General features: G+C 71.7%; 13 protein-coding genes. 12 read left to right on the forward strand and 1 reads right to left on the reverse strand.

The window, feature by feature from the left end:
• Positions 1-20: 20 nt before the first annotated feature.
• Positions 21-887 (reverse strand): LLM class flavin-dependent oxidoreductase, encoded by an 867-nt coding sequence (locus BN6_RS00755; protein WP_015097601.1) that lies wholly within the window; start codon positions 885-887, stop codon positions 21-23.
• Positions 888-946: 59 nt separating this feature from the next.
• On the opposite strand from BN6_RS00755, the gene BN6_RS00760 reads away from it, so the two are divergent.
• The 12 genes from BN6_RS00760 to BN6_RS00815 all read left to right on the forward strand — a co-directional run bounded on the left by BN6_RS00760 (position 947) and on the right by BN6_RS00815 (position 15760).
• A complete protein-coding gene (locus BN6_RS00760) occupies positions 947-1759 on the forward strand; it encodes an HAD family hydrolase (protein WP_015097602.1) in 813 nt (270 codons plus the stop codon).
• A gap of 169 nt (positions 1760-1928) precedes the next feature.
• Positions 1929-3026 (forward strand): DegT/DnrJ/EryC1/StrS family aminotransferase, encoded by a 1098-nt coding sequence (locus BN6_RS00765; protein WP_015097603.1) that lies wholly within the window; start codon positions 1929-1931, stop codon positions 3024-3026.
• On the forward strand, positions 3023-3991 hold the full coding sequence (locus BN6_RS00770; RefSeq protein ID WP_015097604.1) for a Gfo/Idh/MocA family protein: 969 nt from the start codon (positions 3023-3025) through the stop codon (positions 3989-3991). Before BN6_RS00765 ends, BN6_RS00770 begins: the two co-directional genes overlap by 4 nt.
• Positions 3992-4036: 45 nt before the next feature.
• A complete protein-coding gene (locus tag BN6_RS00775; protein ID WP_015097605.1) occupies positions 4037-5950 on the forward strand; it encodes a DUF6541 family protein in 1914 nt (637 codons plus the stop codon).
• Between the two features lie 46 nt (positions 5951-5996).
• Positions 5997-7004, forward strand: a complete 1008-nt coding sequence (locus BN6_RS00780) for a glycosyltransferase family 2 protein (protein ID WP_015097606.1) — start codon at positions 5997-5999, stop codon at positions 7002-7004.
• A gap of 11 nt (positions 7005-7015) precedes the next feature.
• On the forward strand, positions 7016-8266 hold the full coding sequence (locus BN6_RS00785; RefSeq protein WP_015097607.1) for a hypothetical protein: 1251 nt from the start codon (positions 7016-7018) through the stop codon (positions 8264-8266).
• A gap of 244 nt (positions 8267-8510) precedes the next feature.
• Positions 8511-10466 carry a DUF6541 family protein gene (locus tag BN6_RS00790; protein ID WP_015097608.1) on the forward strand — a complete coding sequence of 652 codons (1956 nt, stop codon included), beginning with the start codon at positions 8511-8513 and terminating at the stop codon, positions 10464-10466.
• Between the two features lie 33 nt (positions 10467-10499).
• Complete coding sequence (locus BN6_RS00795; RefSeq protein WP_015097609.1) at positions 10500-11243, forward strand: glycosyltransferase family 2 protein; 744 nt, start codon at positions 10500-10502, stop codon at positions 11241-11243.
• A gap of 9 nt (positions 11244-11252) precedes the next feature.
• On the forward strand, positions 11253-11681 hold the full coding sequence (locus BN6_RS00800) for a DUF2304 domain-containing protein (protein WP_015097610.1): 429 nt from the start codon (positions 11253-11255) through the stop codon (positions 11679-11681).
• A gap of 549 nt (positions 11682-12230) precedes the next feature.
• The gene (locus BN6_RS00805) at positions 12231-12455 is read left to right on the forward strand and encodes a hypothetical protein (RefSeq protein WP_015097611.1); all 225 of its coding nucleotides are present in this window, start codon (positions 12231-12233) and stop codon (positions 12453-12455) included.
• A gap of 74 nt (positions 12456-12529) precedes the next feature.
• Complete coding sequence (gene glf, locus BN6_RS00810) at positions 12530-13714, forward strand: UDP-galactopyranose mutase (RefSeq protein ID WP_015097612.1); 1185 nt, start codon at positions 12530-12532, stop codon at positions 13712-13714.
• A 156-nt stretch (positions 13715-13870) separates the two neighbouring features.
• Positions 13871-15760 carry a glycosyltransferase gene (locus BN6_RS00815; RefSeq protein WP_015097613.1) on the forward strand — a complete coding sequence of 630 codons (1890 nt, stop codon included), beginning with the start codon at positions 13871-13873 and terminating at the stop codon, positions 15758-15760.
• The last annotated feature ends 154 nt before the right edge of the window (positions 15761-15914 follow it).

Genomic DNA, 15914 nt, shown 5'->3' on the forward strand with positions numbered 1-15914 from the left:
GGGCGTGAATCTACGCGGGCTCAGCTCAGCGCGGGCAGCACATCGGCGGCGATCGCCTCCAGCACGCCCTCGCTGCCGGCGTACACGCCGTCGTGCCGGGGCCAGTGCGCGATCACGTCGGTGAACCCCAGCTCCTCGGCCCGGCCCACCGCGTCCCGGAAGGTCTCCACGCTGGTCAGCGAGTACACCGGGGCCGAGTCGAGGTCGAGGTAGCGGTCCACCCGGCGGCCGGTCCCGTGCTGGATCGCGGTGAACCGCCCGGCCAGGTCGGCGACGCCCCGCCACCAGGCGTCGAGGTCGTCGGTGTCCGGGCCGGTGGTCACCCAGCCCTGCCCCTGCCGGGCGGCGACCCGCATCGCCTTCGGGCCGTTCGCGGCGACCAGGAACGGCATCCGCGGCCGCTGCACGCCGCCGGGCGCGCTGCGGGCGTCCACGGCGGTGTAGTGCTCGCCGTGCCAGGTCGTGCGGTCCTTGCGCAGCAGCTCGTCGAGCAGGTCCACGAACTCGCCGAACCGGGCCGTGCGCTCGCCGGGGGTGCGCGGGGCCGCGCCCATCACCTCGACGTCGTAGCCCGCGCCGCCCGCGCCGACGCCGAGCGTGAACCGGCCGTCGGAGACGTCGTCCAGGGCGAGCAGCTCGCGGGCGAAGGGCACCGGGTGGCGGAAGTTCGGGCTCGCCACGTACGTGCCGAGCCGGATGCGCTCGGTCACCATCGCGGCGGCGGTCAGGGTCGGCACCGCGCCGAACCACGGACCGTCCACCAGGGTGCGCCAGCCCAGGTGGTCGTAGGTCCACGCGTGGTGGAAGCCGTACTCCTCGGCCGCCTTCCACTTGGGCTCGGCGAACCACCAGCGGTGCTCGGGAAGGATGACGATGCCGGTGCGCACGGACGTACGGTAACCAGGTCCCGGCCCCCGCCCGGAGCCGGACCAGGCATCATCGGGGGGTGGAAAGACCTGGACTGGTGGCCTCGGACGTCGACGGAACCTTGCTCAGCCCGCTGCACCGGGTGACCGGGCGCACGGCGGCGGCGGTGGGCCGGGTGGTGGCGGCCGGCGTGCCGTTCGTGCTGGCCACCGGGCGCCCGCCGCGCTGGGTGCCGGACATCGCCGAGGCCGCGGGCCTCGACGGGTACGCGGTGTGCGCCAACGGCGCGGTGCTCTACCACCTGGGGCAGGACCGGGTGGTCTGGCAGCGCACCCTCGACCCGGTGCTGCTGCGCGACATCATGAACTCGCTGGACGAGGTGCTGCCGGGGGTGGCGTTCGCCGTCGAGCGGACCGGCGAGTCGGCGTTCGACGAGACGGTGCCCCAGTTCATCGCCGAGGACGGCTACACCCACCCGTGGCCCGAGGGGCCCGAGCCGAACGGCGACCGCTCCGGGATGCTCACCCGGCCGGTGGTGAAGTTGCTGGTCCGGCACCGCGAGATGACCAGCGCGGAGATGTCGCTGGCGATCGTCGAGCTGCTCGGCGGCCAGGTCGACGCCACCTACTCCACGACCATGGGCCTGGTGGAGCTGGCCGCGCCCGGCGTGACGAAGGCCACCGGCCTGGCCGACGTCGCGCAGCGGCTGGGCGTGGACCCGGCGGACGTGCTGGCCTTCGGCGACATGCCCAACGACGTCGAGATGCTCACCTGGGCGGGCCACGGCGTCGCGATGGCCAACGGCCACGAGGACGCGCTGGCCGCCGCCGACGAGGTCACCGCGCCCAACGCCGAGGACGGCGTGGCGATGGTGCTGGAGCGCTGGTTCTGACCCCTGCGCGCCGCCGCGCCCGGCCGGCCGGGCGCGGCGGTCGCGGGGAGCGGGCCAACCCAGGCCGGATGCCGCGCGTCCCTAGCGGTAGCGTGGTGCCCCGCGTAGCAGGCCGAAGGCACCGTGCCGATCGTGTTGCCAGGTAATCTTGAAGGCGGAGAGCTGCTGAATGATCCCCATCACTGTCGTTGACGTGGCGGCGGCCGAGGAGTTGGTGCTCCAGGTCCTGCGGTCCGGAGCCATCGCCCAGGGCCCCATGGTCAAGCGGTTCGAGGAGGAGTTCGGCAAGGTCGCCGGCGTCCCGCACGCGGTCGCGGTGAACAACGGCACCACGGCGCTGGTCGCCTCCCTCCAGGTGCTCGACCTCAAGCCCGGCGACGAGGTCGTGACTTCGCCGTTCACCTTCGTGGCGACGCTGAACGCGATCCTGGAGGCCGGTGCCACCGCCCGGTTCGCCGACATCTCCGAGGACGACTTCAACATCGACCCGGACGCCGTGGCCGGTGCCGTCACGCCCGCGACCAAGGTCCTGATGCCGGTCCACCTCTACGGCCAGATGGCCGACATGGGCCGGCTGGTGCCGCTGGCCGGCGAGCACGGCCTGGCGATCGTCGAGGACGCCGCGCAGGCGGTCGGCGCGACCTTCGAGGGCAAGCCCGCCGGCAGCTTCGGCCTGGGCTGCTTCTCGCTGTACGCGACGAAGAACATCACCACCGCCGAGGGCGGCGTGATCACCACCTCGGACGACACCCTGGCCGACCGGCTGCGCGTGCTGCGCAACCAGGGCATGCGGCAGCGCTACCAGTACGAGGTCGCGGGCCACAACTACCGGATGACCGACGTGCACGCCGCGATCGGCATCCCGCAGCTGGAGCAGCTCGCCACGATCACCGAGGCGCGGCAGCGCAACGCCGAGGCGCTGAACAAGGGCCTGGCCGACATCACCGGCCTGCGGACGCCGCAGATCCTGCCCGGCCGCACCCACGTGTGGCACCAGTACACGGTGCTGGTCACCGACGACGCCCCGGTGAGCCGCGACGAGCTCGCCGCGAAGCTCACCGAGAAGGGCATCGGCAACGGCACCTACTACCCCAAGACGGTCTTCGACTACGACTGCTACCGGGACAACCCGAACGTCGTGATCTCCGACGTGCCGGTGGCCGAGCGGGTCGCCCGCCAGGCGCTGTCGCTGCCGGTGCACCCGAAGCTGACCGACGCCGACCTGGACGCGGTCGTGGGCGCGGTGCGCGAGGTGCTGGGCGCATGAGCACGCCGAAGATCGCCCTCGTGGGCGTGGGCTCCATGGGGTCGCTGCACGCCCGGGTCACCGGCCAGAGCGAGCGCTGTGAGCTGGCCCGCATCGTCGACCCGCGCCAGGACGTCGGCCAGCAGGTCGCCGAGCTGTACGGCGCGGCCTGGACGCCGGAGATCGGCGACCTGTCCGACGTGGACGCGGTCATCCTCGCGTCGGCCACCGAGACCCACTACGGGCTGGCGCTGGAGGTCCTGAACCAGGGCAAGCCGCTGCTGGTGGAGAAGCCGGTGTGCGCCGACCTCGCGCAGACCGAGGAGGTGCTGGCGCTCGCCGCGCAGCGCGGCCTGCCGATCATGTGCGGCCTGCTGGAGCGCTACAACCCGGCCGTCATGACGGCGCTGGACCTGCTCACCGAGCCGGTGTACGTCTCGGCCGTGCGGCACTCGCCCTACGCGCCGCGCATCCGCACCGGTGTCGCGTGGGACCTGCTGGTGCACGACGTCGACCTGGCGATCCGCTGCATGGGCGGCGCGGAGCCGAACAACTTCTCGGCGGGCGTCGGCCAGTTCCACCCGGACTCGGTGCCCGGCGCGGAGGACGTGGTCAACACCCTGCTGGGCTTCCCGTCGGGCGCGATCGCCTCGGTGTCGGCCAGCCGGATCGGGCAGCGCAAGATCCGCACGCTGTCGATCACCGAGCTGGACCGGCTGATCGAGGTCGACCTGCTGACCCGCAACATCACGATCTACCACCACGTGTCCCAGGACGCCGCGACGCCGGACGGCCGGGGCTACCGCCAGCAGGCGATCATCGAGATCCCGGAGCTGGTCACCGCCCGCGAGCCGCTGGCCACCCAGCTCGACCGCTTCCTGGAGCTGATCGCCGGGAAGGTCGACGCGGACGCCGAGCGGGCGTCGATCCTGCCCTCGCACCGGGCCGTGGCCTCGGTGCGGGCGCAGTCGACCGCCGCCCGATGACCACCCGCCCGCCGGAGATGCCGCGAAGGCAGTGAGGAATCGCGGATGATCGTGCTGGTCGTCCTGGCCTACTGGGTGCCGGGCCTCGCCTTGGGGCTCGCACTCCGATTACGGGGCTGGACCCTGGCCGCGATCGCGCCGGCGCTGACCTTCGGCGTGGTCGCGCTGGCCGTGGTCGTGCTGCCCCGGGTCGGCCTGACCTGGACCCCGTTCACCGCCCTGGCGTGGGCGGCGCTGCTGGTGGCGCTCGCCGGCGTCGCGGCGTGGCTGGTGCACCGGCGCACGCCGGCCGAGCCGGCCGAGCCCGTCGCGAAGCGGGGCCGCCGGGACCACGTGGTGGTCGGTGTCGGTGTCGCGCTGGGCGTGGCGTGGGGAGTGTTCACGTACCTGCGCGGCGTGAAGTCCGTGACCTCGGTCAACCAGGACTGGGACGCGCCGTACCACGGCAGCGCCATCCGGTGGATCGCCGAGCACGGCAACCTGTCGCCGGCCGACCTGGCGACGCTGGCCAACACCCCCGGCAAGCCCGGCTACTTCTACCCGAACACCTACCACGCGCTGCTCGCGCCGGTGTTCGACACCGGCGCGCTCGACATGGCGGTGCTGCTGCACTTCGCCGCGATGATGGTGCTACTGGCGTGGCCGCTGGGCATCGCCGCGTTCGGCCTGGCGTGGCGGCTCCCGCCGGTCGCGGTGGCCGTGGCGGCGACCGTGTCGGCGTGGTTCGGCACGTTCCCGTACGACCTGCTGTGGCGCGGCCCGCTGTGGCCGTACGTGGCCGCGGTGGCGCTGGTGCCCGCGGTGCTGGCGCTGCTCAAACCGCTGGTCGACGGGCAGCGCGGGATCGGTGTGCCGGTCGCCGTCGCGGTGGCCCTGGCCGGGCTCCTCGGCCTGCACACCAGCCTGGCGTTCGTGATCGCCGTCTACGTCGTGCTGCTGCTGCTCGCGCTGTTGCTGCGGCTGGAGAAGACCGACTGGAAGCGGTCGTGGCGGCCGATCGCGCTGACCGGCGCGCTCGCCGCCGTGCTCGGGCTGCCGGTCGTGCTGCCCGCGCTGGTGAACGTCGGCGGCATCACCGGGGCCGAGTGGCCGGTGCTGGGCACGACGGTCGGCGGGCTGGTCCAGGGCGCCCTGTTCTCCTCCAGCGACCCGCCGCCGTTCTACTGGGTGGGCGTGCCCGCGCTGCTGGGCGTGCTGCTGCTGGTGTGGCGGCGGCGGCTCGTGTGGGCGGTCGGCGCGTACGCGGTGTTCGTGTTGATGTTCGCCTCCGCCGTGTCGCACAAGCTGCCGTTCCTGTCCGTGCTGACCGGGCCGTTCTACAACGACGCGTGGCGCATCGCCGCGCTGCTGCCGCTGGTGGGCGCGATCGCCGTGGGTGAGTTCGCCCACGCGGTGGGCAGCGGGGTCGCCGCGCTGCTCAAGCGGCGCGTGGGCCGGCGGTGGACCACGACCGCGCTGCCGCTGGGCGCGACCGCCGTCGTGGTCGTAGTGCTGGCCGTGGGCAGCGGCGGCTACCTGGCCAAGAACACCACCCGCCTGGCGTGGCACTACACGGGCGACGTGGTCAGCGGCGACGAGGTGCAGGCGTACCGGTGGCTGGGCGAGCACGCCCGGCCGGGCGAGGTCGTGGCCAACGACGTCCGGGACGGCGCGGTGTGGATGTACCCGTTGGCCGGCGCGACGCCGCTGAACTGGAGCTACTACGGGCCGCCGGGCACCAGCGACGCCTGGTGGCTGGAGCAGAACCTCAACCACCTGGACAGCGACCCGAAGGTGCGGGAGCTGGTCGACCGGAACCGCGTCCGGTACGCCGTGCTGGGTGCGGGCATGGTCCAGCAGAAGGGCGAGCGGTCTCCCGGGCTGCGCGACCTCGACTCGGTCAAGCACCTGCGCAAGGCGTACGAGAACGCCGGCGCGGTGGTGTACGAGGTGCTCCCGGCGGGGGCCGCCCGACCCTGACGCCCCCCTGGGAGCCCCGGCCCCCGGTCGCTGGATACTGTGAGGCGTGACGAGCCGGAGCAACGTTCCCAGCCTCAGCATTGTCATCCCGGTGTACAACGAGCCGGACTGGATCGGACGCTCGGTCGGCGCCCTGCGCGTCGCCCTGGAGAACGCCCGGTGGGACGCCGAGATCGTCGTCGTGGACGACGGCAGCACCGACGACACCCCCGCGCGGCTCGCCGAGCTGCCCGGCGTGACGGTGCTGACCCAGCCCAACGGCGGCCGGTTCGCCGCCCGCCTGGCCGGCATCACCAAGGCGTCCGGCGACCTGGTGCTGATGCTCGACAGCCGGGTGATCATGGACCCCGGTTCGCTGGTGTTCCTGCGCGACCAGCTGGCCGAGCACCCCGAGCGCACGGTGTGGAACGGCCACATCAACGCCGACACCACCGGCAACCCGTACGGGGCCTTCATGCAGGGCCTGGTCGCCGTCGCCTGGCGGCGGTACGCGGCCGACCCCCGGCTGACCTCGTTCACCGCCGAGGACTTCGACGCCTACCCCAAGGGCACCACGCTGTTCGTCGCGCCGCGCAAGGTGCTCGAAGAGGCCGCGATGTCGTTCTCGTCGCTCTACGACGACGTGCGGCTGGCCAGCGACGACACCCGGATGCTGCGCTGGATCGCCGAGCAGGGCCCGATCTTCATCGCGCCCGGCTTCGCCGCCGAGTACAACAGCCGCGACTCGCTGCCGAAGTTCACCAAGCACGCCTACTTCCGCGGCAGCACGTTCGTGGACGGCTACCTCGACTCGCCCGGCCCGGTGCGCAACGCCGCGTTCGCCGCGGCCGGCGTCGGCGTGGCCGGGCTGGTCCTGTTGCTGCGCAAGCCGAAGCTCGCGGTCGCGCTGGCCGCGGCCGGTTCCGCGGCGGCGGGCGCGGTGGTGCGCAAGAGCGGCGGGACCAAGGACCAGTCGCTGGCCGTCGCCAAGCTGCTGACGCTGTTCGCGGCGTGCTTCGGCGCGGGCGCGGCGCGCGGCCTGGCCCTGGCGTTGCGCAAACGGCTCGGCAGGTGAGCGCCGCGCCGGTGACCGGCCGGTCCCTGGGCACCGTCGGCATCGCGACCCTGGTCGCGGCCGTCCTGGGCTACCCGCTGCTGGTCGTCACGGCGCGGGTGCTCTCCCCGCTCGACAACGAGGTCTTCCTCACCTTCTGGGGCCTGCTGTTCGGGGCCGGCGCGGTGATGTCGACCATCGAGCAGGAGGTGTCCCGGCAGACCACGCTCGCCGACGTGGCCGGCAAGCGGGCCGGGTTCGGCGTGGCGCAGGTCGTGGCCGTGTGCGCGGTGGCCGTGCTGGTGCTCGGCCTGGTCGTGCTGCTGCCGCCGGTCAGCTCCCGGCTGTTCGGCGACGGCGGCGGGTCCATCGCCCTGGCCGCCGCCGGCGGCGCGCTCGGCTTCGCGCTCCAGTTCGGGCTGCGCGGGCTGCTCCTGGGCAGCGGGCAGGTCAAGCCCTACAGCGCGCTGGTGGTGGTCGAGCCGCTGATCCGGGCCGTGCTGCTGGGCGGTTTCGTGGTGGCCGGCCTCAACGGCCTGGTGCCGCTGACCATCGCGGTCGCCGCCGGGTCGCTGGCCTGGCTGGTGTTCGCCTGGCGGGCCCGCCCGCTGGTCGACCTGCGCGGCGACCGCGAGCCGTGGGCGGTCGTCGCCCGGCGGATGGTCGTGCTCATGCTCGGCGCGGGGCTGGTGGCCAGCGTGCTCACCGGCTACCCGGCGGTCGCCAAGCTGTTCAAGTCCCCCGCGGACGGCGATTCGCTGACCGCCCTGTTCCTCACCCTGACCGTCGCCCGGCTGCCGCTGCTGCTGCTCTCGCCCGTCCAGGCGCTGGCCGTGCCGACCGTCGTGCGGCTCTCGGTCGACGCGGCCGGCCGGCGTCGGCTCCGGGCACTGCTGGCCAAGGGCGCGGCCGCCGCGGTCGGCGTCGCCGCGCTCGGCGCGGGGCTCGGCGCGCTGTTGGGGCCGTGGGTCATCCCGCTGGTGTTCAGCGCCAAGTACCTGGTCGAGTCCTGGGTCGTCGCCGGGCTGGTGTGGTCGTCGGTCGTGCTGGGCGCGGTGATGCTGCTGGCGGCGGTGCTGGTGGCGCGCAAGCAGGTCGGCGCGCAGCTCGTGCTGTGGGCGGTCGTCGCCGCGACGAGCGTGCTCGTGCTCTGGTTGTGGCCCGCGGACATCGTCGTGCGGGCGGTCCTCGGACTGGTCGTCGCGCCCACGGTCGGGCTCGCGCTGGGCGCGTGGCTGGTGCTCCGCGAACGCGCCGGCGACACCGTCGAGGCGAGTGGTTAGGCCCCCGTGTCCGACTCCCGTCGAGTTCCGGTCGTTCTGCCGGCGTCGCACGAAGAAAACCGCGTCGAACGCAGATCGGTGATCCGTCCGGCTGTCGGTTCGCTGTTCGAACAGGCGATCGAAAGGGTGTTCGGGGCCGGTGCGGTGGGCGGCAGGGCGGGAAATCGGTGAATCGGCGTACGGGTATTCTGCGCCTGCGGCGGGCAATGCACCCGCGACTACCAGGTGACAGGTTGCGACTTCGATGAGTGCGGTGCTGGTACTACTGCTGTGCTGGTTGCCTGGCCTGGTGTTCGGGCTGGCGCTCGGCTTGCGTGGCTGGGTGCTGGCGGCGGGCGCGCCGGCCTTCACCTACGGCCTGGTCTCCCTCGGCGGGCTCCTCCTCGGGCAACTGGGTGTCTCCTGGACGCTGCTCACCTTCGGCGCCTGGGCGCTGGTGGCCTCGGTGCTCGCGCTGGTCGCGACGCTGGTCTGGCGCCGGCTGCGCGGACCCGCCCAGCCGGCGCCGGACCAGCCGGCCGAGGACGTCGTCCGGCGCTCGGTGCGGGACAACCTGGTCGTCGTCGCCGGCCTCGCGGTCGGTCTCGCGGTGGGCGTCGTCACCTACCTGCGCGGCATCGGCAGCCTCTCCCGGCTCAGCCAGGACTGGGACGCGCCGCACCACGGCAACCTCATCCGCTGGTTCGCCGAGCACCAGTCCTCCGTGGTGGCCAACGCGGGCATGATCGGCAACCAGCCGGACTCCACCAGCTACTTCTACCCCAGCACCTACCACAAGCTGCTCGCGCTGCTGCTGGACCAGGCGGGCCTCGGGATGCCCGAGCTGCTCAACTCGGGCGCGCTCGTCACCGTGGTGAGCTGGCCGATCGGGATCGCGGCGATGGGCCTGGCGTGGCGGCTGTCGCCGCTGACGGTGGCGTTCGCGGCGGCCGTGTCGACCTGGTTCTCCCCGTTCCCCTACGACTCGCTGTGGCGCGGGCCGCTCTGGCCGTACCTGGCGGGCATCGCCCTGCTGCCGGCCCTGCTGGCGCTCACCCGCCTGCTGTTCGAGCCGCGCGGCATCACCGGCCCGGTGGCCATCGCGGTGGTCCTGGCCGGGCTGGTCGGCCTGCACACCAGCCTCGCGTTCATCGTGTTCGGCCTCTACCTGGTCATCCTGGTGTCCTGCGCGTTCCGGTGGACGCCGATCGACTGGCGGCGGGCCTGGCCGTCCCTGGTGGCGGTGGCCGTGCTCGGCGTGCTGGCGGCGGTGCCGATGATCCTGCCCGCGCTGGGCAACGCGGCCGGCGTGACCGCCGCGATCTGGAACTCCGAGGCCACCCCGGCGGGCGCCCTCGGCCAGACCATCACCTTCTCGGGCGTGGTGGTCTTCCCGCAGTGGTGGATCGGGCCCGCCGCGTTCGCCGGCATGTGGTGCATGGTCCGCCAGCGGCTGATGCTGTGGCTGGTCGCCGCGTACGTGGTGTTCGGCGGGCTCTACGCGGCCACCGTGTCGTTGGAATCGCCGCTCATCCACAAGCTGACCGGCCCGTTCTACAACGACCACTGGCGGCTCGCGGTCATGCTGCCGCTGTTCGGCTCGATCTCGTTCGGCGTCTTCGTCGTCACCTTCGGCGGGTGGCTGGTCGGCAAGTGGGGCGCCCGGCTGCCCGCGAAGTGGCCCGCCGGCCGGGTCGCGGTCGCCGCCAGCCTGGTGCTGTTCCTGGTGATCGGCGTGATGAGCGGCGCGTACGTGAAGCGCAACGTCGACCGGCTGGCGCAGACCTACCAGGACGGCCCCACGGTCAGCTCCGGCGAGCAGGACGCCTACCGCTGGCTCGCCCAGCGGGTGCGGCCGGGCGAGCGGGTGATGAACGACGTGACCGACGGCTCCGCGTGGATGTACGCGGTGGCGAAGGTCGAGCCCGTGGTGTGGTCGTTCTACGGCGCGCCGGACGGCTCGACCGAGAGCTACCTCGTCGCGAACCTGCGGTTGATCAACGTCGATCCCAAGGTGCGCGAGGGGCTGGACCGGCTCAAGGTCCGCTACGTGATCCTCGGCAAGGGCTTCGTGCGCCCGTGGGGCAACCGGGCCAGGGGGCTGTACAGCCTGCCGCTCGTCAAGGGTTTCCACCAGGTCTACCGGACCGACGATGCGACGATCTACGAGATCGAAGGTCAGCAAGACGTGGCCACGAGTCCGGCCCCGGCCGGGCGCTGAGGTGTGTCCGAGCCGAAGAGAAGGGTTGTCGAGGTGCCGGGAACGGTAACGCCGACCGACCGCGTGCTGATCGTGCTGCCCGCGCTGAACGAGTCGGGCAACGTGGCCTCGGTGGTCGCCAAGGTCAAGGCCGCCATGCCCGAGGCCGGCGTGCTCGTGGTGGACGACGGGTCCACCGACGACACGTCCGAGCGGGCCAGGGCGGCGGGTGCCGACGTGGCGCGGCTGGTGGTCAACCTCGGGGTCGGCGGCGCGATGCGGACCGGGTTCCGGTACGCCCTGCGCAACGGGTACTCCGTGGTCGTCCAGGTCGACGCGGACGGCCAGCACGACCCGGACGAGCTCGCGGCGCTGCTGCGCGGGCTGGACGAGGCCGACATCGTGATCGGCTCCCGGTTCGCGGGCAAGGGCGACTACAAGGCGGGCGGACCGCGCCGGTGGGCGATGGTCGTGCTCTCCGTGGTGCTGTCCCGGCTCGCGAAGACCAAGCTGAGCGACGTGACCTCGGGGTTCAAGGCCTCCGGCCCCCGGGCGGTCGCGCTGTTCGCGGACAACTACCCGGCCGAGTACCTCGGCGACACCATCGAGGCGCTGGTGCTCGCGCTGCGGGGTGGCCTGGTGGTCAAGGAGATACCGGTGGTCATGCTGGAACGCCAGTCCGGCACCCCCAGCACCTCACCCGTCCGGTCGGCGGTCTACCTCGGTCGCGCCGGCCTCGCCCTGTTGCTCGCCCTCGTCCGCCGCGCCCCGGCCGACGACCGGTCCGACGCTGCCTAGGAGATCGCGATGGCCTCGTGGCGCCTGATGAGCATCATCGTCGCGGTACTGGTGCTCCTGCTCGTGTTCGAGATGATGCGCCGGCGCAAGCTCCGCGAGAAGTACGCGGCCATCTGGCTGCTGCTCGCGGTGCTGGTGACCGTGCTGGCCGCGGTACCCGGCGTGCCGGAGTTCCTGACCAACGTCACCGGCATCATCACCCCGTCGAACTTCGTCCTGTTCTTCGCGGTCGGCGTGCTCGGCCTGGTCGCGCTGCACCTGGCCACCGAGGTCGGCCGGCTGGAGGAGGAGGTGCGCACGGCGATCGAGGAGATCGCGTTGCAGCGCACCGATCACGATCGCCGGCACCGGGAGCTGGAGCAACGCCTCCAGGACCTGGAGCGCGTTTCGGGGGTGTCCTCCGCCGAGCCGAGGCCGTCCTCGAACCGGGTCGGCTGACGCCTGGTAGCAGTCACCGTCTTCGACCCCGACGACGAACACGGCCACTCCTCGTGGGGTGGACACGGCCGTGCCGGCGTCGGGGTTCGGACGACCTCGTGGCCGTAGCTGTCGGTGAGCATGATGTCCCGCGCGGGTGGCGGGAAGCGGTGCGCTCATCCCCCGGAACGCGCCCGTGGCGGAGCGACGACACGGCCTGCGCTTCGAGATCCACGATCCGGCGGTAATTGTTCGGTACGATGGTGGCGGTGTAAGGACTGGGCGCTCCCCGGCCGCGGGCGGTTCGCGTGAACCGCAACAATTCGGCCCCTTTCGTCGCCCACGACACCGCGGTGATCGAGCAGCCGTTCCAGCTCAGCCGTTGCAGATCGTGAACGCACCGTTTCCAGGTCGTCGACCTTCGAAACCGCGCACCCCGGCAACGGCACTCGCCTGACGGCCACTGCTCGCTCCTTTGATCGGAGCGCAGAACCAGCCGGGCTCTCACGTCCGTGCTGTTCCTCGACTGCGCGAATGTCACGACCAACGCACGTGGAAACGGTGGTGCCCATGTATTCCGACCACTCGGCGGTACGCGGCACGGTGTGGTTCGACCTCGCCGACGCGAAACAGATCACCTATCGGCTGGAGCCCGACGAGGACTCCGCCCGCTTCACCGTCCTCGGTCCGGTCGAGGTCGAACTCGACCTGCCGCGCGACCTCGTCCGGCACTGCCGCGACCTGTTCGACGCCGCTCTCGCCGAACTCGCCGGGAACGCCGAACGGCGGCCCTGATCCACCTGCCCGAACCGGCCGCGGTCAAGGGGTGGGACCTGTCACGGCGGGTCACTGCCGTACGCTCAAGCGCCGTGAGCTTCGCAGGATATGACCTGATCGTGGTCGGTTCCGGGTTCTACGGCCTGACCGTCGCCGAGCGTGCCGCCAGCCAGTTGGACAAGCGCGTGCTGGTCCTGGAACGCCGTGAGCACATCGGTGGCAACGCCTACTCCGAGGCCGAACCCGAGACCGGGATCGAGGTGCACCGCTACGGCGCGCACCTGTTCCACACCTCGAACAAGCGGGTCTGGGACTACGTCAACCAGTTCACCGAGTTCACCGGCTACCAGCACCGCGTGTTCGCCATGCACAACGGCACGGCGTACCAGTTCCCGATGGGACTGGGCCTGATCACGCAGTTCGTGGGCCGCTACCTGACCCCCGACGAGGCGCGCGCCTGGGTCGCCGAGCACGCCGCGGAGATCGACTCCAAGGACGCCACGAACCTGGAGGAGAAGGCGATCTCGCTGGTCGGCCGCCCCCTCTACGAGGCCTTCGTGCGGGACTACTCCGCGAAGCAGTGGCAGACCGACCCGAAGGAGCTCCCGGCCGCGGTGATCAGCCGGCTGCCGGTCCGCTACACGTTCGACAACCGCTACTTCAACGACACGTACGAGGGCCTGCCCAAGGACGGCTACACGGCGTGGCTGGAGAAGATGGCCGACCACCCGAACATCGACGTGCGGCTGTCCACCGACTACTTCGACGTCAAGGACGAGATCCCGGCGGGCACGCCGACCGTCTACACCGGCCCGGTCGACCGGTACTTCGACTACTCCGAGGGCTGGCTGGGCTGGCGCACGCTGGACTTCGAGCAGGAAGTCCTGCCGACCGGCGACTTCCAGGGCACCCCGGTGATGAACTACAACGACGCCGACGTGCCCTACACCCGGATCCACGAGTTCCGGCACTTCCACCCGGAGCGCGACTACCCGACCGACAAGACGGTCATCGTCCGCGAGTTCTCCCGGTCCGCGGAGAAGGACGACGAACCGTACTACCCGATCAACACCGCCGAGGACCGGGCCAAGCTGGAGCGCTACCGCGAGCTGGCCAAGGCCGAGGCGGCCGAGCGCAACGTGCTGTTCGGCGGTCGGCTGGGCACCTACAAGTACCTCGACATGCACATGGCCATCGGTTCGGCGCTGACGGCGTTCGACAACAAGATCGCCCCGCACCTCACCGGGGGCGCGGCGCTCGACGGCAGCCTCGACTGAGATACCAGGGCCACCGCCCCGGCCGGCACCGCGTCGCCCTCCTCGGGCGACGCGGTATGGTCGCTGGTACCACCTGAACCGCCTGGCCACCTCGACGCGGGTGGTCGCCGACACCCGATTCTCGAACCGCTCCGCCGGTTCGCCGGAGGAAAGCACGTGACCGAGCACAGCTCCAGTGGCGGCATCGACCCGAGCAAGGTGCTCCAGCGGGTGATCCTGCCCCGCGACGAGGACCCGCTGGACGTCCGTCCGCTCTACCTGGACGAGCCGGAGAACGTGCACTCGCACGTCTCGTCGCGCCGTTCGGTGACCGTCCCGGCGTCGGCCAAGGTGTCGTTCGCCTCCTACTTCAACGCCTTCCCGGCCAGCTACTGGAAGCGCTGGACGGTGGTCGACGAGGTCGTGCTGCGCCTGCGGGTGCGCGGAGCCGGTCGGCTGGACGTGTACCGCTCGAAGCCCAACGGTGACCCGATCCACCTGGACGGCAAGCCGATCCGCTCGCCCGAGTCGTGGGCGGACGTCGAGTTCCGGGTGAACCTCAAGCCGTTCGAGGACGGCGGCTGGATCTGGTTCGACGTGTTCACCGACGACGCGGTGCTGGAGATCGGCGAGGCCGCGTGGACCACCGACAAGGTGATCGCGCCGCAGAAGGTCGCCATCGGCATGACCACCATGCGCCCGGTCGACGCGGTGATCGCGCTGCGCGCGCTGGGCGAGGACCCGGCCGTGCTCGAGGTCGTGCAGAAGGTGTTCGTCGCCGACCAGGGCGCGGTCAAGGTCCGGGACACCGAGGGCTACGCCGAGGCCGTCAAGCTGCTCGGCGCGAAGCTGGAAGTGATCGAGCAGGACAACCTCGGCGGCTCCGGCGGGTTCACCCGCGGCCTGTACGAGGCGATCGAGCACACCGACGTCGACCAGATCATGCTGATGGACGACGACATCCGGCTGGAGCCGGACGCGGTGCTGCGCTCCAACGCGTTCGCCCGCGCGGCGGCCCAGCCGGTCATCGTCGGCAGCCACATGCTCAACCTCCAGGCCCGCGCCCGGCTGCACAGCATGGGCGAGGTCGTCGACCTGGCGTCGGGGTTCTGGCGGGCCGCGCCCGGCGCGGTCACCGACCACGACTTCGCCACCGAGTCGCTGCGCGAGACCGAGGAACTGCACCTGCGCATCAACTCCACCTACAACGGCTGGTGGATGTGCCTGTTCCCGCGTGAGGTCGTGCAGCGCACCGGCTACCCGCTGCCGCTGTTCATCAAGTGGGACGACGCGGAGTACTCGCTGCGGGCGCTGGAGAAGGGCTTTCCGACGGTGTCGCTGCCGGGTTCGGCGGTGTGGCACATGCCGTGGACCGACAAGAACGACGCCACCGACTGGCAGGCGTACTTCCACACCCGCAACCGGCTGGTGATGGCGGCGCTGCACAGCCCGTACGACATCCGCTCGACGCTGCTCAAGCAGGGCCTGAAGCTGTCGCTGCGGCACCTGCTGTCGATGGAGTACTCGACGGTGGCCGTGCAGCAGAAGGCCATCGAGGACTTCCTCGCCGGGCCGGGCAAGCTGTTCGAGTCGCTGCGCACGGCGCTGCCGGAGGTCCAGGCGCTGCGCAAGACCTACTCGGACGCCCAGGTGCTGCCCTCGGCCCGCGAGTTCCCGCCGCCGACGTTCGACATGGTGCGCGCGGAGGCGATGCTGAAGCCGCCGACGAACCCGGCGACGATCGCGGCGGAGGCGGCGAAGGCGCTGGTGCACAACCTGCGCTCGCCCGACGCGTCCACCGCGCAGCGCCCGCAGATCAACGTGCCGGCCACGAACGCCCGCTGGTTCCTGCTCGGCAACCTCGACTCGGCGACGGTGTCGAGCGCGGACGGCTCCGGCGTCGCGTTCCGCAAGCGCGACCCGAAGGAGTTCAAGCAGCTCATGGCCCGCGCGGTGCGCAACTACCGGCGGCTGGGCCAGGAGTGGCCCCGGCTCAAGAAGGTCTACCGCGACGCGCTGCCCGAGCTGACCTCGGTCGAGGCGTGGCGCAAGGTCTTCGAGAACTAGTACTGCAACGTCCGGCGGAAGCGGTGCGGCCCACTCGGGCCGCACCGCTTCTCGTTTGCGCCGGTTCCGATCCGCCGTCGGCCGCTTGACGGCGGCAGGCGGCCATTCGAGTGATTCGCGGACCGGGTGGAGCCATGTTGAGCACGCTACCTTG

The organism is Saccharothrix espanaensis DSM 44229, from assembly GCF_000328705.1.
Classification (GTDB): domain Bacteria; phylum Actinomycetota; class Actinomycetes; order Mycobacteriales; family Pseudonocardiaceae; genus Actinosynnema; species Actinosynnema espanaense.